Annotated in this window: 20 protein-coding genes; 11 read left to right on the top strand and 9 right to left on the bottom strand. The window is 54.9% G+C overall.

All coding sequences use genetic code 11. The features are described 5' to 3' along the window. Window positions 1–243, top strand: a 243-nt coding sequence (locus AC0LWF_RS24095; RefSeq protein ID WP_474654078.1) for an IS3 family transposase, incomplete at its 5' end; no start/stop codon positions are given. A gap of 204 nt (window positions 244–447) precedes the next feature. On the opposite strand, the gene AC0LWF_RS24090 is transcribed toward AC0LWF_RS24095, so the two are convergent. Next, window positions 448–810, bottom strand: coding sequence for a winged helix-turn-helix transcriptional regulator (locus tag AC0LWF_RS24090; RefSeq protein WP_090581862.1), 363 nt, complete (start codon window positions 808–810; stop codon window positions 448–450). 151 nt (window positions 811–961) lie between these two features. Here AC0LWF_RS24090 and AC0LWF_RS24085 point away from each other — a divergent pair, with 151 nt between their 5' ends. From AC0LWF_RS24085 to AC0LWF_RS24075, 3 genes are all read left to right on the top strand, one after another. Then, window positions 962–2,179, top strand: coding sequence for an MFS transporter (locus AC0LWF_RS24085; RefSeq protein WP_474654077.1), 1,218 nt, complete (start codon window positions 962–964; stop codon window positions 2,177–2,179). Between the two features lie 67 nt (window positions 2,180–2,246). After that, window positions 2,247–3,098 carry an aldo/keto reductase gene (locus AC0LWF_RS24080; RefSeq protein ID WP_474654076.1) on the top strand — a complete coding sequence of 284 codons (852 nt, stop codon included), beginning with the start codon at window positions 2,247–2,249 and terminating at the stop codon, window positions 3,096–3,098. A gap of 137 nt (window positions 3,099–3,235) precedes the next feature. Beyond that, on the top strand, window positions 3,236–4,639 hold the full coding sequence (locus AC0LWF_RS24075; RefSeq protein WP_474654075.1) for a glycosyl hydrolase: 1,404 nt from the start codon (window positions 3,236–3,238) through the stop codon (window positions 4,637–4,639). Window positions 4,640–4,715: 76 nt separating this feature from the next. On the opposite strand, the gene AC0LWF_RS24070 is transcribed toward AC0LWF_RS24075, so the two are convergent. Then, entirely contained in the window at window positions 4,716–5,369 is a 654-nt protein-coding gene (locus AC0LWF_RS24070; RefSeq protein ID WP_474654074.1) for a hypothetical protein, read from the bottom strand. A gap of 209 nt (window positions 5,370–5,578) precedes the next feature. On the opposite strand from AC0LWF_RS24070, the gene AC0LWF_RS24065 reads away from it, so the two are divergent. Next, the gene (locus AC0LWF_RS24065) at window positions 5,579–6,346 is read left to right on the top strand and encodes a TSUP family transporter (protein WP_474654073.1); all 768 of its coding nucleotides are present in this window, start codon (window positions 5,579–5,581) and stop codon (window positions 6,344–6,346) included. Between the two features lie 42 nt (window positions 6,347–6,388). Here AC0LWF_RS24065 and AC0LWF_RS24060 read toward each other — a convergent pair whose 3' ends face one another. The 3 genes from AC0LWF_RS24060 to AC0LWF_RS24050 form a co-directional block, all read right to left on the bottom strand. Beyond that, window positions 6,389–6,646: a translation initiation factor 2 gene (locus tag AC0LWF_RS24060; RefSeq protein ID WP_474654072.1), complete on the bottom strand. Its 258-nt coding sequence runs from the start codon at window positions 6,644–6,646 to the stop codon at window positions 6,389–6,391. Window positions 6,647–6,805: 159 nt separating this feature from the next. Further along, the gene (locus AC0LWF_RS24055) at window positions 6,806–7,285 is read right to left on the bottom strand and encodes a GNAT family N-acetyltransferase (RefSeq protein WP_474654071.1); all 480 of its coding nucleotides are present in this window, start codon (window positions 7,283–7,285) and stop codon (window positions 6,806–6,808) included. Window positions 7,286–7,301: 16 nt separating this feature from the next. Then, entirely contained in the window at window positions 7,302–7,889 is a 588-nt protein-coding gene (locus AC0LWF_RS24050) for a TetR/AcrR family transcriptional regulator (protein WP_474654070.1), read from the bottom strand. A 174-nt stretch (window positions 7,890–8,063) separates the two neighbouring features. Between AC0LWF_RS24050 and AC0LWF_RS24045 the strand changes: the two genes are divergently transcribed. From AC0LWF_RS24045 to AC0LWF_RS24020, 6 genes are all read left to right on the top strand, one after another. Next, window positions 8,064–8,336 carry an NAD-dependent epimerase/dehydratase family protein gene (locus AC0LWF_RS24045; protein ID WP_474654069.1) on the top strand — a complete coding sequence of 91 codons (273 nt, stop codon included), beginning with the start codon at window positions 8,064–8,066 and terminating at the stop codon, window positions 8,334–8,336. After that, window positions 8,320–8,643, top strand: a complete 324-nt coding sequence (locus AC0LWF_RS24040) for a Rossmann-fold NAD(P)-binding domain-containing protein (RefSeq protein WP_474654068.1) — start codon at window positions 8,320–8,322, stop codon at window positions 8,641–8,643. Before AC0LWF_RS24045 ends, AC0LWF_RS24040 begins: the two co-directional genes overlap by 17 nt. After that, entirely contained in the window at window positions 8,640–8,876 is a 237-nt protein-coding gene (locus tag AC0LWF_RS24035) for a hypothetical protein (protein WP_474654067.1), read from the top strand. The genes AC0LWF_RS24040 and AC0LWF_RS24035 overlap by 4 nt, the downstream gene beginning before the upstream one ends. A 125-nt stretch (window positions 8,877–9,001) precedes the next feature. Further along, window positions 9,002–9,361 carry an ArsR/SmtB family transcription factor gene (locus AC0LWF_RS24030; protein ID WP_474654066.1) on the top strand — a complete coding sequence of 120 codons (360 nt, stop codon included), beginning with the start codon at window positions 9,002–9,004 and terminating at the stop codon, window positions 9,359–9,361. Then, window positions 9,358–9,855, top strand: coding sequence for an SRPBCC family protein (locus AC0LWF_RS24025; RefSeq protein WP_474654065.1), 498 nt, complete (start codon window positions 9,358–9,360; stop codon window positions 9,853–9,855). Before AC0LWF_RS24030 ends, AC0LWF_RS24025 begins: the two co-directional genes overlap by 4 nt. Window positions 9,856–9,914: 59 nt before the next feature. Beyond that, the gene (locus tag AC0LWF_RS24020) at window positions 9,915–10,373 is read left to right on the top strand and encodes a DinB family protein (protein WP_474654064.1); all 459 of its coding nucleotides are present in this window, start codon (window positions 9,915–9,917) and stop codon (window positions 10,371–10,373) included. A gap of 320 nt (window positions 10,374–10,693) precedes the next feature. Here AC0LWF_RS24020 and AC0LWF_RS24015 read toward each other — a convergent pair whose 3' ends face one another. The 4 genes from AC0LWF_RS24015 to AC0LWF_RS24000 all read right to left on the bottom strand — a co-directional run bounded on the left by AC0LWF_RS24015 (window position 10,694) and on the right by AC0LWF_RS24000 (window position 15,425). Further along, window positions 10,694–12,814, bottom strand: coding sequence for a CocE/NonD family hydrolase (locus AC0LWF_RS24015; protein ID WP_474654063.1), 2,121 nt, complete (start codon window positions 12,812–12,814; stop codon window positions 10,694–10,696). Between the two features lie 3 nt (window positions 12,815–12,817). Continuing rightward, window positions 12,818–13,981: a dipeptidase gene (locus AC0LWF_RS24010; RefSeq protein ID WP_474654062.1), complete on the bottom strand. Its 1,164-nt coding sequence runs from the start codon at window positions 13,979–13,981 to the stop codon at window positions 12,818–12,820. A gap of 27 nt (window positions 13,982–14,008) precedes the next feature. After that, window positions 14,009–14,989, bottom strand: a complete 981-nt coding sequence (locus AC0LWF_RS24005) for an ornithine cyclodeaminase family protein (RefSeq protein WP_474654061.1) — start codon at window positions 14,987–14,989, stop codon at window positions 14,009–14,011. 154 nt (window positions 14,990–15,143) lie between these two features. Next, complete coding sequence (locus tag AC0LWF_RS24000; protein ID WP_474654060.1) at window positions 15,144–15,425, bottom strand: transporter; 282 nt, start codon at window positions 15,423–15,425, stop codon at window positions 15,144–15,146. Window positions 15,426–15,501: the final 76 nt, after the last annotated feature.

The raw sequence follows: 15,501 nt of genomic DNA, 5'->3' as shown, positions 1-15,501 counted from the left end.
GTAAAAGGAAGAGGCATTACCATGAGCATGTCCCGTAAGGGTACGCCCGCTGATAATGCCCCCATCGAATCGTTCCATTCCACTCTAAAGTCTGAAACGTTCTATCTCGAAGGTTTAACCTGCACAACGACGGCAATCGTTGAGCAGACCGTTCGAGAATATATTCACTACTATAACTCAATTCGTATTCAGACGAAACTAAATAACCAGTCGCCGGTTGAATTCCGACGACTGGCTGCTTAACTTGAAAGGTGTTTTGATCCCTGTCTCACAAACGGGGGTCAGTCCCGATAGAAACAGTGGTACAAACGAGGCGATTCTAAAAAGTGAACGGGTGCCATTACTAGCTGCACGACTACGGTTGTCGATATTTCTTAGACCATGATAATTGAAAAGGCCGGGACGCCCTACCATTGCGGTAAGGCTCCCGGCCTTTTTGCTATTTGCCTATCGATTAAGAATACTATCCTCCAGCACGGCGAATTTATCCCCGTACTCCTTCACGATATGATGCTCGCCCCATGAGCATAATGAATCTAGAGTCGGCTTCAGTGTCCAGCCGTACGCGGTGAGCTCGTATTCCACCTTCGGGGGTACTTCATTGTAGACGATCCGATTAATGATTCCGTCGTTCTCCAGCTCGCGCAGCTGCTGAGTGAGCATCTTCTGCGTAATGCCGGGCATGAGCCGTTTCAAATCGCTTGTCCGCTTCTTGCCATGCGTCAGATGGCATAGAATGACGCATTTCCATTTGCCGCCGATGACCTCTAACGTCGCTTCGACTGAAATGTTATATTTTTTCTTTTCCATATTCGCAGGACCCCTTATTGTATGAAAATGCGAGTAGGGTACTTTTTAGTGCCTATAGCACTTAAGAGTGCGTACTATTCGCTGTAGATAGTCTCCACTATAATAGCACTACCGGCCGGTGAATACCAAGCTGTAAGGAGTGGAACGATTGATGCATACGAATCGAAAAAGCATGCTCGCGCTCATCGCGCTAGCGATAAGCGCATTTGCCATTGGAACAACCGAGTTTATTAGCGTCGGGCTGCTGCCGCTCATCGCTGATGACCTGCATATAACAGTACGTACAGCTGGACTAACGGTCACGATATACGCCCTCGGCGTCACGATCGGCGCGCCGATTCTGACTTCATTGACGGGGTCCGTGCCGCGCAAGACGCTGCTGCTCTGGATCATGGCGGTCTTCATTGCCGGGAACAGCATAGCTGCGATGGCTCATGGAATTACGCTGCTGCTGACGGCGCGCGTCATCTCGGCTTTCGCGCACGGCGTCTTTATGTCCATCGGCTCAACGATTGCGGCTAGCCTTGTGCCGGAGAATCGCCGGGCGAGCGCGATCTCTATTATGTTCTCAGGACTGACGATTGCGACGGTAACGGGCGTGCCGCTGGGCACACTGCTCGGTCAGCAATGGGGCTGGCGGAGCTCTTTCATCGCGATTGTGTTGATTGGCCTCGTGGCGCTAGTCGCGAATGTGCTGCTCGTCACTCGCGAATTAAGCAGCGGAACGCGTACACGAATGAGTGACCATACCAAGCTGCTCTCGAACAGCCGTCTACTGCTCGCTTTCACCATAACCGCTCTTGGCTATGGAGGCACATTCGTTGTCTTCACATACTTATCGCCGCTGCTTCATGAAGTGACTGGATTTGGCGCGAAGACGATCGCTGCGATTCTGTTCGGCTATGGAATTGCCATTGCGATTGGCAATCTGATTGGCGGACGGGCGGCGAACCGGAAGCCGCTAAAGGCGCTGCTGTACATGTTTGCTGCGCAGGCCGTCGTGCTGCTATTGCTCGCTTTTGCCGCTCCGTTCAAGGGACCGGCGCTGCTCGTTATTTTCTTAATGGGGCTGCTTGCCTTCATGAACGTGCCAGGCTTGCAGACATATGTAGTCATCCTGGCGGAACGGTTCGCGCCGAAGATGAAGGATGTAGCGTCGGCGCTTAACATTGCCGCGTTCAATGCCGGTATTGCGATTGGCGCCTATGTGGGCGGCATCGTGGCCGAGCAAGTGGGCCTTGTGCATACAGCATGGGTTGGCGCCTTGATGGTAGCCGCTGCTGCCGTGCTGACAAAGTGGAGTAGCGTGATGGAGAAGCGGGATCAGATGTCAGATGCGGACAAAGAGCGTCAGCTGATGACCGCCTGAGCAAAGCAGCAAGAGTAGGAAGAGCAGCAACAATAAAAGGGTATGAAAATAAGGAGGATATTAAATAATGAATACAACAGCAAAGCATCTGCAGGATACGACGATTTTGAATAACGGGGTAGCTATGCCTTGGCTAGGGCTCGGCGTCTTCAAAGTCGAGGAAGGGAAAGAGCTGATCGACGCTGTGAAGGAATCCATCCGTTTCGGCTATCGGAGCATCGACACAGCCGCGATTTATAACAACGAGCGAGGCGTCGGGCAGGCAATTGCCGAGGCGCTTAAGGAAACGCCAGTAAGCCGGGAAGAGCTGTTCATTACGTCCAAAGTGTGGAATGCGGATCTCGGCTACGAATCGACACTGGCTGCTTTCGAGACGAGCCTCGAGAAGCTGGGACTCGACTACCTCGATCTGTATCTGATCCACTGGCCGGTTAAAGGCAAATACAAGGATGCTTGGCGTGCGCTGGAGCAGCTCTACAAAGCGGGCCGCGTCCGCGCAATCGGCGTCAGCAACTTCCACGTCCATCATCTGCAGGACCTGTTGGCGGATGCCGAAATCGTGCCGATGGTCAACCAAGTGGAGCTCCACCCGCGTCTGTCGCAGGGCGAGCTGATCAAGTTCTGCACGGATAATCGCATCCAGATCGAAGCATGGTCGCCGCTTGCGCAAGGACAGCTGCTGGACGATGCAACTTTGCAAGAAATCGCGGCGAAGCACGGCAAGTCGATTGCCCAAATCATCCTGCGTTGGGATTTGCAGCATGGCGTTGTGACGATACCGAAGTCGACAAAAGCACATCGTATTGCCGAGAACGCATCCGTATTCGACTTCGAACTGACAGCCGAGGAGATGGCGCGTATTGACGGGCTGAACCAGAATCTTCGCGTGGGTCCCGATCCGGACAACTTTGATTTTTAAGCGGGAACAAGCCTTTCGCCTTAGCTCTGTTAAGGATGGAAGGCTTGTTTTGCTGTTTGGAATTTGTACATATCCGCCCAATCTCATTTCAGGTATTGTATAAACAAAACAAACTTGGAATTGATGGAGGGCTATCTGTGAACATCAGCGTTTCGAATAACAACACCATTATTGTTCCGGCCGAGAGCGGCCGCTTGCACGGCGTAGAGATCGCTTCGGAGACGTCGGATTTTACCGGTACAGGCTATGTAAAAGGCACGCATAAGGATGGAGATTGGTTCGAGGTGGACGTGCACATCGCGGAAGCCGGCCACTATGATCTTAGTATCCGTTATGCGATTCCGGATGGCCGAAGAACGAACGCGATTTGTATCGACGGCGACTTCTACGGATATATTATCTCCTCCCCGACGGAAGGGTTTATTACGGAGCGTCAGTGCACCGTACGGCTCGCGGAAGGTGTTCATACGGTATCAATTTTGAAAGCTTGGGATAACGGCGCTGACGTGGACTGCTTCATGTTCACACGGACAGAAGCTCCGGCGCTTGACCGCTCGCCGCGTACTCTGATTAATCCGAACGCGTCGGCAGCAACGCTCTCGCTCTGGAACTACTTGAACAGCCTATTCGGGAACGCCACGCTTACGGGTCAGCACACGGCGGCCTCGTTTACGCCTGCTAAAGAGTTCGAGTATATCCGCGCCGTAACGGGCAAGCAGCCTGCGATTCGCGGCTTCGACCTGCTTAGCTATACGCTTGCAACGGAGACGGCCGAGCCTACGCCGCATAAGCTGCTCGAGATCGAGGAGAACAAGGGTTCAATCGAATCGGCTATCGAGTGGACGACCGTTCATAACGGCATCGTAACGCTAACCTGGCACTGGTATGCGCCGACGGGCGGCAAGGACAAAACCTTCTATACGAAGAATACGGACTTCAATCTTCCGCTTGCGCTTACGCCGGGAACGATCGAGCATGAGCTGCTCATCGCTGATATGGATTGCGTTGCCGAACAGCTGAAGAAGCTGCGCGATCACAATGTACCGGTGCTGTGGCGGCCGCTGCACGAAGCGGACGGCGCTTGGTTCTGGTGGGGGGCATTCGGGGCTGAGCCTTGCAAGCAGCTATGGCGCCTCATGTACGACCGGTTCACGAATATGCATCAGCTGAACAACCTGATCTGGGTATGGAACTCCTCGGTTCAAGAATGGTATCCGGGTGAAGGCGAGTCCGACATCGACAGCTGCGATATCTACGCGCCATCGGGCAATTATGGCCCCGTTCGCAAACATTTTGAACTCACAGACGCGCTTGCGGGCGGCAAGAAGATGATTGCGTTCGGCGAGAACGGCGCGATTCCCGATCCGGATCAACTGGTGGCAACCAGCACGCCGTGGCTCTGGTATATGACATGGGGCGAAGGCTTCGTGCTGGAGGGAAAGTCGACGACGGACGAGCAGCTGCGCAAGATTTACGACCATCCGTCTTGCATGACGCTGGATCGTTTGCCGAATTGGAGACATTTTGGCGGAAGCGAGTGACCCTATCTTAGTCGTCGAAAATAAAAAAATGGCCGATCTCATCCCTGTAGAGGATGAGGATCGGTCATTTTTTTAGTTAGAAATACGTTCGCCGCATAGCTTCGTTCTTCTGACGTTCCAGCGATTTGGTCAGCATGAACTTCAGCACGCCACCGGCCTTCGCCAAGGCGAGCTGTCCCGCTTGATCCGCCGCTTCATAGTTGCCTTTCCTGAAAGCGATCTCCGCATCAACGACATGCCGGAGCGCCTTGCTTCGAATAGCTGCTTTGTAGGTGTCCGCGCGGACAAGATCGTTCGTAAGCACCGCGATCAAAGCTTGCGAATAGCTGCGGTGCGAGGCCGATCGAATCTCGCTCACGAGCTGAGTCGCCTCGGCAAGCTCCTGCCGTTCAAGATGCAGCGAGATACGGGCCGCGGTCTGTGCCTGCTTGTTCCGAATGAGAGGAATAGTCCGCTCTACCGCATCAAAGTCGCCCTTAGCCGCATCGAGCAGCAAGCCATTTTGCGGATATTTCACTTGTGTCCGCTCGAGGAAGGACTTGACCTTGCCCATATTTTGCGTCCATAACAGAATATGCAATCGCGGAACGTAGAACAGTGCGAAGACAAGAACGAACACGCCAAGCAATACAAGCCATTCCTGCTCCGAGGATATGTTATGCGCCCCAAGCCACATGCCGAAGCCGAACGCGGGCGGGAGGATGAGCGCCCATTTTAGCCATCTATTCATTTCCTTGTGCTCCTTAGTGTTGTGATTGGGCAGTGCAATGCCTAAGGATAAGGGGAAACTAAAGCGGTGGCTATATGTAAATGCTGGAATTTACCCCGGTGCCGTATTGATTTTCATGCCGAAAGCTGAGATTCTAGACAATGCGGTCGCTTGGGCGGCCTGCTTCTTGTTTTGCGCGTAAGTAGAAAGGGGTTAAATGATAAGCAGCTATGGAACTAACATGGGGAATAATCGCATTAATGGTGGGCGGCGGATTTCTTGCTGCTTTTATTGATTCATCGGTAGGCGGGGGAGGCTTAATCTCCGTGCCGGTCTTGCTGGCAGCAGGGCTGCCGCCGCATCTGGCGCTTGGGACGAATAAGCTGTCGGCATCGTTCTCGTCCGTAACCAGCACGATCACGTTCTGGCGTTCCGGCAAAATCAATCTGCGCAGCACGGGCAAGCTTGTCCCGTTCACAGCGGTCGGCGCGGCGGGAGGGGCGCTGCTGCTTCAGCTCATTCCGTCGGATTGGCTGCGGCCAGCAATTGTTGTCATGCTGATCGGCGTCACGATTTACACGCTGTTGAAGCGTAATTGGGGGATGGAAGGGTCGTATCGCAAGCTGACAACGGCTGCGCAGCTCGGAGCAATTGCGGCGGCGTTCGTGCTCGGCGCGTATGACGGCTTCTTCGGTCCGGGAACAGGCTCGTTCCTCATCTTTATCTTCATCATGCTGGGGTATGACTTCGTTCAAGCGGCAGGCAATGCGAAGCTGCTTAATTTCACGAGCAACATGGCGAGCTTGATTGTGTTTCTATCTCTCGGGTGGGTTGATTTCCGCCTTGGGCTTCTGATGGGCGCAGCAATGGTACTCGGTTCGTTAGCTGGCTCGCGGCTTGCCATTCGGCAGGGGACGAAGTACGTGAAGCTGCTGTTCGTCTTCGTTACCGTTCTGCTGATCGGCAAGCAGCTGTGGACGTTGATGAGCGGCAGCTAGCCGTCGTTAGCGCGCCAGCCGCCAGAGTAGAACGTAATCTAATCAAATGCGATTTCTGATTTGTATCAATTCGTTAATGTAGAAATCCAAATTATGTTGTATAGAGTCCAACTGTTTTGAGCGATTCGATTGTTTTTGTTGCATTTGATCAATGGAATTTTCCAAAGCTTCTAGGGCAAGACCGGCAGCGACTACTGATAAACCATCTCCAATTGCAACAATTGACGCAGCTATAAATTCAATTTTTGCAATTTGAATTTCTCTAGCAGTCTTTATTAATTCGTTTAAATTTTCATCCATTGGTCATTTCCTTCCCGCTTAGATGATCAGCGAAAATTTCCTAACGTATCATATGCAATTAATGCGGGAAAGGAGTTCTTAGTTTAATAAGCGGACAGCTCAGATAAAATAAAGCCGAAGCCGCCAGCCCGAGATCGGGAGCGCGCTTCGGCTGTTTCATTAGCTAAGCGACTTCATATACCAAGCATCGCATGCGAAATGCTCCGATCCGGCAAGCGGCGCGCTAAGCTGCTCGAAGCCGTGCTTCACGTAGAAACGGTTCGCTGCGGTCATATTCGACAGTGTCTCCAGGTAGCACTGCTTATAGTGCTGCCGGGCGAACGCCATCGCCGTATCCAGCAGGGATGCAGCCACTCCGGTGCCGCGGGCGTGCGGAAGCAGATACATTTTCTGAAGCTCGCACACTTCAGTGGATTCGGCAAAGGGAGCAATCCCGCAGCCGCCCACGACTTCGCCGTCCTGCTCAATGACCCAATAGGCATGCCCTTCTGCCTCATAGAATTCGGCAAGCCTGCCGAGGCTCGCGTCTTCCCAAGCCAGCCCCGCTCGGTTGCCTCCGAATTCGATTAAACATTCCCGTATAATGCGCTCTATTGCAGCGTTATCCCTCGTTTGCAGTTCTCGAATCGTCCAAGTCACAGTCTAACAACCTCCATTAATTTTGCTCAAGCGTAATGCCGCTTAGAAACACGCGATACGCGGTTTGCAGCTGCTCACCGAGCCCTGTTTGGCAGCCCATACCGGTGCTCCACGTCACTAGTGTTCCAAAATAAAGCTGCAAGGCGGTTGACGCCAGTTCTTCCGCAGCAATCGAGCGTGTGAATTCGCCTGCCTGCTGCCCTTTGTCGAATAGCTCGACAAAGGGCAGCGGTTTTACCTCGTGACCTGCTTTGACTTTATCGGCGGAGCTTGCAGCCAGAAACCGCTGAAGCGCCGAGCGCAGCAGAGCGGGATTGGCGCTCGTCGAATCGCCCAGCTCTTTCAGAAAGGCGAGAATGAGCGGCGCATAAGGGCCAGATCTATCGTTCAGGCTGAACAGCTCATGGAGATAGAAGTCCTTCTGAAAGGTGAAGAGCAGCTCTTCCTTCGTCGCAAAATAATTAAAGAAGGTCCCCTTCGCCACTCCGGCTGCCTGCGTAATCTCCGCTACACTCGTTTCCTCGAACCCTTTCTCAGAGAACAACTGGAATGCGGCCTCGGTTATGCGCTGCAACGTAGCTTGTTTCTTCTCTTCTCGACTCATACAAGCCTCCTTATCCTCACGTATTATAGCATAGTCTTCAAAAATGACCATTGGTCAAATTATTATTGACCGACGGTCATTTTTGTTTATATTGAGTCTATAACGAATCAAATCGAATCGTCCAAGTGGGAGTTTAGGAGGCAATAGAAGTCGGATCAAGCCGAAGAGGCCGTATTGGTCACGGGTGGTACAGGATATGTCGGGGGCTGGTGCATTGCAGAGCTGCTGAAACGTGGCTGTGCGGTTCGCGCAACGGTGCGAAGCTTGTCTAGGGAGCAGGCTGTTCGGGCGAACATTGCAGCGGAGGTTGATCCGGGCGACCGGCTGTCGTCGTTCTATGCGGCTGATTTAACATCGGATGAGGGATGGGAGGAAGCAGCGTCTGGCTGCGATTACGTGCTTCATGTCGCTTCGCCGCTTGGCGATGACAATGCTCGCGATCATTGACGAGACCTTGTGGAGCGATTCCAAAGATAATAAACTGGACGCATACCGTAAATCAAAAGTGTTGTCCGAGATGGCTGCTTGGCAGTTCATGAATGAGCATGCCGGGAGCACATCGTTTACGACGATTTTGCCAGGCGCGATCTTAGGTCCGGTATTGTCGCAGGCGAATCAGAACGGCTCTGTGCAGGTCATCGAGCGTCTCGTGAAAGGGCGTTTGCCGGGTACGCCTCGCCTTGGCTTCGAGATCGTTGAGTGGAATGCGCGGACAGTCTTCATTAACGTACGAAGTGGAGTGACCCTTTGTTGAAAAAGTTTCAGAATGACTGGCTGCACGTACTCGGAATCATCCTTAGTCTTCTCTCACTGGCTCTGCTTGTACAGCCGTTGGTGCGCGCGCTACTCGGCAAGCCGATTATCTATCGTTTCTTAGGATGGCTCCCGGAGGGCTGGCCTTCTCTAATGGGCTGGATTGTTGTGCTGATCGTCGGACTTGTATTGATTTCGATTACGAAGCCGCTGCCGAAGAGCAAGCCGGAGTAAGTTAGAAAAGACTAGAGAAAGCTAGAGTAAGTGCGTGGGCAGCTGAGCGGACGTGAAGGCTCGGCTGTTTTTTATATATTTATTTAAGTGTATACTTAATTAAGTAATTGGTTTATAATAAACCCATGGATACTTTTGCAGCAATTTCAGACTCCAATAGACGCCGCATTGTTGAATTACTTGCCGAGAAAGGCAGCCTGACCGCTACCGATATATGCGGCTATTTCACCATCAGTCCACAGGCAATCTCGCAGCATCTCAAGGTGCTTCGTGAGGCGAACGTGGTCACTGTGGAGAAGAAAGCCCAACTGCGGATCTATCGCATGAATGAGCAGGCAATATTCGAGGTGGAGGCATGGGCGAAGCGGTATAGACAGCTGTGGAGCGAGCGCTTCGAGAAGCTGGACGGTTTATTGCAGGCGCGGATGGAGCAGCAGCAGAACATGCCGCGTACTCAAACGAGTGAGAGGGATGAAGAACAATGACAGTGTTGAATGAAACGAAGCTAACAGCTGAGCCGGGCAAGCAAGTGATTCTAATCGAGAGAGAGTTTAACGCGCCGCGCGAGCTCGTATTCGAGGCGTTCACCGATGCAGACCTGTTCGTGCAGTGGATGGGACCGAGCCAGCTGACGATGCAGCTGGAGAAGTTCGATGCGCGGGACGGCGGAGCGTGGAAGTATGTCTCCAAGGACCCGAGTGGCGGCGAGTATGCATTTTGCGGCGTGTTTCATGAAGTGACAGCTCCACAGCGGATCGTGCAGACGTTCGAATTCCTTGGTCTGCCCGAACGTGGACATGTGACGCTAGAGACTGCGGTGTTCGAGGAGCTGCCAGGAGAGCGGACCGTTGTAAAGATGGAATCGGTGTTTCGCTCGGTCGCAGACCGCGACGGCATGCTGCAATCCGGTATGGAAGGCGGTATGAACGAGTCGTTCGGCAGACTGGTGAAGCTGCTGGAGACGCTTCGCAATCGGTAACGGCAGCCGTATAATGAAGCTAGTAAGATAGGCTTTTTATCGGAGGGGACTTAGGGACGATGCAAACGATAAAGCGCATGATTGAGCATCAAATTTGGGCGGATCGGGAGCTAGCCGCCGCACTGAGTGCAAACGGGGGAAACCCAGCAGACGCGGTGAAGCTGATGCGCCACCTTGCAACCGCAGAGCAGGTCTGGATCACGCGGCTGAATGGCGAGAGCAGCGCGCATCTGCAGTTATGGTCTGGTGACGCAGACCTCGACTCGCTCACGGAGCTGCTAGCGAGCAACGAGGCGGACTACCGCGCATACATGGACAGCTTGACCGAAGAGAAGCTGGACGAAATGATCGCTTATGCGAATCAGAGCGGAGTCATGTTCAGCACGTCGGTTCGGGATATTTTGTCGCAGGTCGTTCTACATGGGCAGTATCATCGTGGGCAGATTAACCGGGCTTTGAAGGAAGCCGGGGGAACGCCGCAAGCGCTGGACTATATTTTGTACGCGAGAATGCAATAGTTCGACGAAAAGCACCCCCTATCAGGGTGCTTTTCGCGTTCTATGCTGGACCGATGGTAGCATAGGGAGTGCCTCCGTATTTTAACGGTTGCCACAAGGCTTATTCGCACAAAAACAGCCCTCTGTCAAAATCTAACGGATACCTGTGAGGCTATTTGATTCAAATCGGATGATTTCGATGTCGATATCGCCCAATAGCGCTTGTTGCAACCGTTGGAGTTTTGCGTGGCGCATTTGAGAGCCGCTTCATTGGCCAATTTACGGCACGACAAAGCGCCCCGATGTCTCAAAAGGACATCGGGGCGCTTTGTTCATTTGCTCTAGCCGAGCACCGGCAGCAGCACATGGCTCGGATATTGCTCCGAGTGATGGATCGTCTGCGTCGCCGCAATCGGCTTCGGATCGTCGTACGGGTTAAGACCTGTGTTCGAGTTCGGGAATGCGACGAACTTGCTCGATGATGTAACCGAGAAGCGAACACGGTGGTTAGCGGCAAAACGATGCGCGATGTTCGGCATGAAGATGTCATACCGCTCCAACTTGCCCGGTGTTAGCAGCTCCGGCTTGTCGTAGCCGCCACGATATTTTGCGCGGACGATGTAGCTCGAGAGCAGAATCGAGTTGCCGGCTTCGTCCACATCGCTTAGCGAGACGACCCAGTCGGTGTCGACCGCGGAGCTTGCCGCGTACAGGACGGCGGAGAGCTCGCCTGCAATTGTCAGCTCTTCGGTCAGCCGCTCGCTTGTATAGCAGAGAACATCCTGACGAAGCTCGATCGTGCGGCGGTTCTCCGGCTCGCGCTCGCCGGAATCGGCGACCGGATCGGATGGGTTATAGACGTATTTATCCGGCGCTGCTTGAGATGCGCTCGATGCCGTCTGTAGCTGCAATTTGCCATCGCCAAACGCCGAATTCGCCCGCCCGCCGCTGCCGAGATAGAAAGGGGTAACGGTCGATTCAGCCGGCGTCCAGTCTGCGGACGTGCGCCACTGGTTCTCGCCGACCACGTAGTAGCTCGCTCTAGGTTCCGCATCGATGCCGTTCTCGATCCCTTTGAGATAGCGGTCGAACCAGCGCAGCACGTTCACGTCGTAGTCGTAGACGACGGCGTCTTCGCCGAAGGCAATGCCTTTCAGATCGCGCGCCCGGTTCGGGCCGTGCTCCCATGGGCCGAGCCAGATTTTGCGATTCGGCACGTCATGCTCGGTGAGCAGCCGCCACGTCTCGGATACGCCGGGGCTGTCGCCGTCGTACCAGCCGGAGATGACGAACATCGGCGCCTTGATCTGGTGGGCGCGCTCCGCGTGATTACAGTTCTGCCAGTATTCATCGTATTCCGGATGCTCGCTCCACATGTCCCAAGGACCGGAGCTGCGGCCGATCATTTGCTGCGGAATTTCTTTGATCGGGCGCGCGTCCACCGCTTTGGCCGGATCGACCGTAATGCCGGCGAAGATTTGAAAATCCGTCCGCGTGCCGACCGACTGCGCCAGCGTCCAGCAAAGCAACGGCCACGAGCAGACCGTGCCCCCCCGGCGCACGGTATCGACGAACGGGGTGCCGACGTTCACTTCGTTGACGACGGCTTTGAGATTCGGATGCCCGCTCGTGGATGCGGCCATGACCACGTAGCCAAGATACGATGCGCCCCACATGCCGACATCGCCATTCGACCACGGCTGGGCGATGATCCAGTCGATCGTATCCGAGCCGTCCTCGCGCTCATGATAGAACGGCACAAGCTCGCCTTCGGAATCGGCGCGTCCGCGCACATCCTGATTGACGACGGCGTAGCCCTTGCTAACCCAGTGCATGAAATTCTCCTTGCGCCCATTGCGGTCGTAGCAGGTCCGAACGAGAATGGCCGGCAGCTTGGCGCCAGGCGCGATGCCTTCCGGCAAGTAAACGTCCGTTGCCAGCTTCACGCCATCACGCATCGGGATGAGGAAGGTGCCGAGATCGTTCACACCGTATTCCGGTCTCGACAAGAGTGGATCATCGTACACGACGAGTGGCGTCAGCTTCTCGAACCCTTCCTCCACGATGATCTCCATGCCGTAGCGGTTTGGCGTCAGGAAGGCGATCATTTCGCCGTCCAGAGTGACGATGTCGACCGCCGTGCCGCCGCGCTTCGCCCACACTTGAGAGACGCGACCTTGCTCGTCCTTGTAAGTCAGATGGCGATGGTAGATCTCGCCATTCTCCACCTTCACGCGGTCGCCCGCCCACTCCGTCTTCAGGTAGAGCGGCATCGCTTCGCGGATCTGCTGGAGCGGAAGGGCATACTTCGCCCGGTCATCCAGCACGTTCTCCTGCATTTGCGTACGCTGTCTGGCGTTCACTTTGGCATGCATGACTTTGCCGTCATCTGTGAACCGGATACGTCCCTCGTATACACCGGCACAGTAAAAGTTATAGGTCTTCGCCATTGTCTTCGTCATCGCTTAGCTCCCCCATACCTGTTCGAATACGCGCAGCCAGTTGCCGCCGATGATTTTGCCGACCTCTTCGTCCGAATAGCCGCGAGCGACGAGGCCCCGGGTGAAGTTGATGAACAAGCCGTATTGCTCCAGTCCTTTGACAAGCTCCGTCGATGGGCCATCGCCTTTGGCAAAACCGAGCTTCGGCGCGATATGCTCCTTGAAGAAGACGAGCGACCAGTCGACGTCGCTCATCGGCCAGTCGGTGCCGATGCCGACGTGGTCGACCCCGACGAGCTTCACGATGTAATCGATATGATCGAGCACATGGTCGATTGTCGTCGCCTTCGGGTCCTCGTGGACGAACCATGGCATCGCGAACACGCCGATGACGCCGCCCGTTGCAGCGATGGCCCCAAGCTCTTCATCGCTCTTGCAGCGGCGGTGCGGGTAGATCGCTTCTACGCCTGTGTGAGAGGCGATGACCGGCTGCTCAGACAAGCGGCAAGCGTCGAGCGTTGTCTGTTTGCCGCAATGGCTCGTGTCCACGACGATGCGAAGCTCGTTCAGCCTGCGAATAAACGTCATGCCAAAGTTGGATACGCCGCCGTTCGCAAGCTCCATACAGCCCGAAGCGATGGCGTTCTGGTTGTTATACGTCAGTTGAACGACGCGCAGGCCGAAGCTATGCAGCGCCTCGAGGAGATCGAGGTTCTTGCCGAGCCCGGTCGGGTCTTGGGTCGTAACGATGCCGGCTTTGAGTCCTTCCGCTTTCGCCTTCCGAATGTCGGCAGCAGTCAGCGCCTTGATGAGCCAATCGGTGCGGTCGAACTGCTCCTGCACCTCGCCCATGCTCGTCATGATGCCATCGTGGCTGGACATATCTAGCTCGCGGTTGCCGGCTGTAATGCCGGAGCGGTACCACTCGTTCTTGAAGGCGGCGAGCTCGCCGCGGGCGGACATTTGGCGCAGCCGCTTGCTCGGAAGCATGGCGTACGCCATTGGATCCTCCTTCAGCGGCTCGCATTCCGCTTTAATCTGTTCGGACACAACGGCTGGAATAACGCTAGGGGAAAGAGGCCCTTGAAAAAGAAGATCAATGACGATGCTGCGCTCATGAATGTCACGCGCGCGTTGTTCTTGCTCCGCAGTGAGTCCAAAATCATACAACCCTGCATGTTCACTCATGATGTCTCGCTCCTCGACTAGACTAAGCTAGATTGAAATGGATGTTCCTTTACCGTGCTTCTTCGCTTGTTCAAAAATATAAGCTGCCGCCGCCAAATCCTCAACCGCGAGGCCAAGCGACTTGAACAGCGTAATCTGCTTGTCCGACGTGCGGCCTTCCACGCGTCCGAGCAGCGCTTCTCCGATCTCGCCGACGATGTGATCGTGCCCGATCGCGCCTTCTTGCAGCGGGATCAAGTAGTCGCCGGCTTCGCCTTCCGCGGACTCGCGGCGGTCGACGTATAGCCTCGACCGCTGCACAATCGCGGTAGCGAGCTCGCGGTCTTTCGCCCGGCAGGCGCCCACGGCGTTAATGTGCGCGCCTTCGGCAACCCAAGCATCTTCCAAGACCGGCGTGGTCGAGGACGTTAGCGTACAGATGATGTCGGCGTCCGCGACTGCCTGCTGGGCGGAGCCGCAAGCGACGATCTCGAGCCGCTCGCCGTACCGCGCGCTCATCTCGTCCGCGAACCGCTGCGCGTGCTCCGCGCTGCGGCTCCACACGCGGACGCGCTCGATCGGCCGCACGAGCAGCAGCGCTTCGAGATGGCTGCGCGCTTGCTCGCCCGTGCCGATGAGCGCAAGCGTGCTCGCGCCCGGCTTCGCGAGCAGCTTCGTCGCGGCTGCGCTGACCGCGGCTGTGCGGATGGCGGTCACGCGCCGCCCATCAACGACCGCGTTCACGGAGCCAGTGGACGCGTCGAACAGCGTAATGATCCCTTGATGCGACGGCAGCCCGCGGTCGTGATTATGCGGGAAGACGCTGATCAGCTTCGCGCCGACGATTTCCTGGCGAATCAGGTAGGCCGGCATGAGCCCCATGAGTCCGCCTTCCCGGACGGGAACGACGGATCGCAGCTGCTGCTCCGCTTGTCCGGCGGACAAGTCTTGGAGCGCGGTTTCCATAAGCGTAATGCAAGCTTCCATCGTTAATAATTCGGATACTTCGTCACCGTTAATGACCAACATGCTGCGCTCACCTGCTTGTTTTATGTTAATTTGTTTAATAAATTAACTTTTATTGTATGCGAACCACAGAAGCGCCACAACCCCGCCGCATCAGATTGCGATGAAAGCCCCGATTTCTCGGGGCTTTTCGGCAGCTGCAGATAATCATTGCCCCTTAGAACAACGTAGGGATCGGCGGACATGTGGAAGCTTCAATGAATCTGGAATCAAGCCCGTAATAATACCAATAGGATCCGCTCCATCTATAGCCCGTCGTGCCGTTGAAATCGACCATCGTCGGATAGAACCAGAAGCTTTCGCCATTTCTTAGCCAAACATAGGTGTATTCATGGATACAGTCGATGATATAAGAAACCTGAGGCTTCGGGGGAACGTAGGCTGGGGGAGGGGAGGTCGGCGGTTGCCGCATGGGCTGAGGAAATCCGAACTGAGGCATATGATCGCTCCTTTTAGAAAAGCAGGTGTGAACCGCTGGCAAATCGTATGTTATCGTACGTAGGTGAATAACCATT

This window comes from Paenibacillus sp. sgz302114, assembly GCF_056120345.1.
The sequence above is the reverse complement of the archived record's forward strand: the minus strand, read 5'-3'. Positions and strand labels throughout refer to the sequence as shown.